This window comes from Micrococcus sp. KRD070, from assembly GCF_017168435.1.
Taxonomy (GTDB): domain Bacteria; phylum Actinomycetota; class Actinomycetes; order Actinomycetales; family Micrococcaceae; genus Micrococcus; species Micrococcus luteus.
In genome coordinates, this window is sequence record NZ_JABFNH010000049.1 from 1 (window position 1) to 2,467 (window position 2,467).

Annotated in this window: 2 protein-coding genes; both read left to right on the forward strand. The window is 80.9% G+C overall.

The annotated features are described in order from the left end of the window. Positions 1-1,293 (forward strand): CpaF family protein (locus tag J1M38_RS11610; RefSeq protein ID WP_206501274.1); only part of this gene is annotated, 1,293 nt, incomplete at its 5' end. Beyond that, on the forward strand, positions 1,290-2,417 hold the full coding sequence (locus J1M38_RS11615; RefSeq protein ID WP_230956258.1) for a type II secretion system F family protein: 1,128 nt from the start codon (positions 1,290-1,292) through the stop codon (positions 2,415-2,417). The genes J1M38_RS11610 and J1M38_RS11615, both read left to right, overlap by 4 nt. The last annotated feature ends 50 nt before the right edge of the window (positions 2,418-2,467 follow it).

Genomic DNA, 2,467 nt, shown 5'->3' on the forward strand with positions numbered 1-2,467 from the left:
CCGGTGCGGGGCCGACGGTCCCGCCTCGCCCCGCCCGAGGGCGGCCGACGGTTCCCGTGGCCCCGCACCGGTGCGGCCGAGCCGGAACGCACGCAGGTCGCCGCGCCGCCGCTCGCCGCACCCGCAGCGGGCCCCTGCGGGCTGGACGTCGCCGCCGTGCGCCGACGCGTGGCCGAGGCCCGCGCGTCGGCCGCGGACGGTGCGGAGCCGCCGCTGGCCCCGCTGATCGCCGAGGCCCTCGACGCGCCGATCGACGACCCGCGCGTGGCGGCGCTGGTCGATGAGCTCGACGGCTTCGGCCCGCTCGCACCCTGGGTGCGCACCCCGGGCGTGACTGACGTGCTCGTGGACGGCGTGGGCGCGGTGTGGACCGACGGGGACGAGGGCCTCGTCCGCCGCCCCGGTCGGCTCGACCCCGAGACCGCCGGGGCGCTCGCGGTGCGGCTGCTGCACCGGGCCGGCCGCCGCCTCGATGCGGCGGTGCCGCTGGCCGACGCCCGCGTGGGCGGCGTGCGCGTCCACGCGGTCCTGCCCCCGGTCAGTGGCGGCGGCACCCTGCTGAGCCTGCGGATCCCGGCCGCGACGACGCCGTCGCTGGCCGCGCTGGCCGACGGCTGGCCGGACGGCGCCCTCTGGGCCGACGCCCTCGAGGCGCTCGTGCGCGACCGCGCCACCGTCCTGGTCAGCGGCGCGACCGGGGCAGGCAAGACCACGCTGCTCTCCGCAGCCCTCGGCCGGGTGCCGGGGGACGAACGGATCGTCGTCGTGGAGGACACGGCCGAGGCCGCGCCCGATCACCCGCACGTGGTCGCACTGCAGTGCCGCGCCGCCAACGCGGAGGGCGCCGGCGAGGTCGGACTGGCCGAGCTCGTCCGCCACGCGCTGCGGATGCGGCCGGACCGGCTCGTGGTCGGCGAGTGCCGCGGCGCCGAGGTGGCCGACGTCCTCACCGCCCTGAACACGGGACACCAGGGCGCGTGGGGCACCCTGCACGCCAACGCCGCCGCCGAGGTGCCCGCCCGGCTGACGGCCATGGCCTCCCTGGCCGGCTGGCGGCCCGAGACGGTGGCCGCGCAGGCCCGCGCCGGCGTGGACGCCGTGCTGCACGTCGCCCGGGACGGCCACGGGCGGCACCCCGTCGAGCTCGCCGTCCCGGACCCGCGCGCCGACGGGTTCGCCCTGCTGCCCGCCCTCACGTGGCGGCCCGGGACGGAGGCGACGGGCGGGCGGACCGTCGAGGGACCCGGCGTGCCCGCGCTCGCGGCGCGGCTGGCGGGGCGGGGCGGCCGGTGAGCCCGACGACGGCCACCGGGCCGGCGCGGCGGTCCCGCGCCGGGCGTGCCGTGGCGCTGCTGCCCTGGCGGGCCGGGCGGGCGAGGCCGGAGGAGGAGACGGAGGTGCTCGTCGGCGTGCTGCGCCGCTGGGCCGCCCTCGTCGCGGCCGGTCTGACCGAGGAGCAGGCCTGGCGGGAGACCGCGTGCACCCTGCCCGCCTGCGGGTCGGGCCCGGGCGAGGCGGGTGCCGCATGCTGCGCCCATCACCACGCCCGACGCCGGGCCGAGGCGCTGGCCTGGGATGTGCCGGCGTCGCCTGCGCCGACCGGGGAGGCGGCGCGCCGCGGTGGGACCCCGCCCTGGCGGACCCCCGCACGGGACCCGGGCTGGGCGTTGGTCGATGCGGCGCTCGCGGCCGGGGCCCGGGCGGGTGCCGCTCCCGCAGCCGTGGCCCGGCGGCTGGCCCACAGCCTCGAGGCGGACGTGGACGCGGCCCGGGCCCGCCGCTCGGCCGCGGCGGGGCCGGGCGCGACGTCCCGACTGCTGCAGTGGCTGCCCCTGGGCGGCCTCGGCCTCGCGTGGCTGCTCGGCACCTCCCCGTGGGACCTGGTCCGCTCGCCCTTCGGTGCCGTGGTCGCCGCGGTGGGGCTGCTGTTCTGGCTGGCCGGGCGGTCCTGGACGCGCCTGCTGCTGCGTGCGGCCGCGCGCGAGCCGGCGGCGGTGGGCGCCGCCGTCGTGCTGGACGTGCTGGCGGCGCTGCTCAGCGCCGGCCGATCCCTGCCCGCCGCGCTGGACGACCTCGGCCGGACCCTGCCGGGCGCCCGCGGCCTGCGGGCCACGGCGGCGCTGCTGCTCTGGGGCCGGGACTGGGACGAGGCGTGGGTGGGCCTCGACACGGACCCGGTGTGGGCCGAGACCGCCGCCCGACTGCGTCCGCTGCACCGGTCCGGGATGGCCGGCGCCCGCACGCTGGCCGAGACCGCCGCCGCCGTCCGTCAGCAGACCCGGCGGACCGATGAACGGGCGGCCGAGGAGCTGGCCGTGCGCCTGGTGATGCCGCTGGGGCTGTGCCTGCTGCCCGCCTTCGTGTGCTGGGGCGTTGTGCCCGTCGTCATGGCCCTGCTCGGGGCGGGACCGGGCTGAGGCGGCGGCGACACCGGGGCGTCCGGTCCTGCACAGGGCCCCGTTCGCCC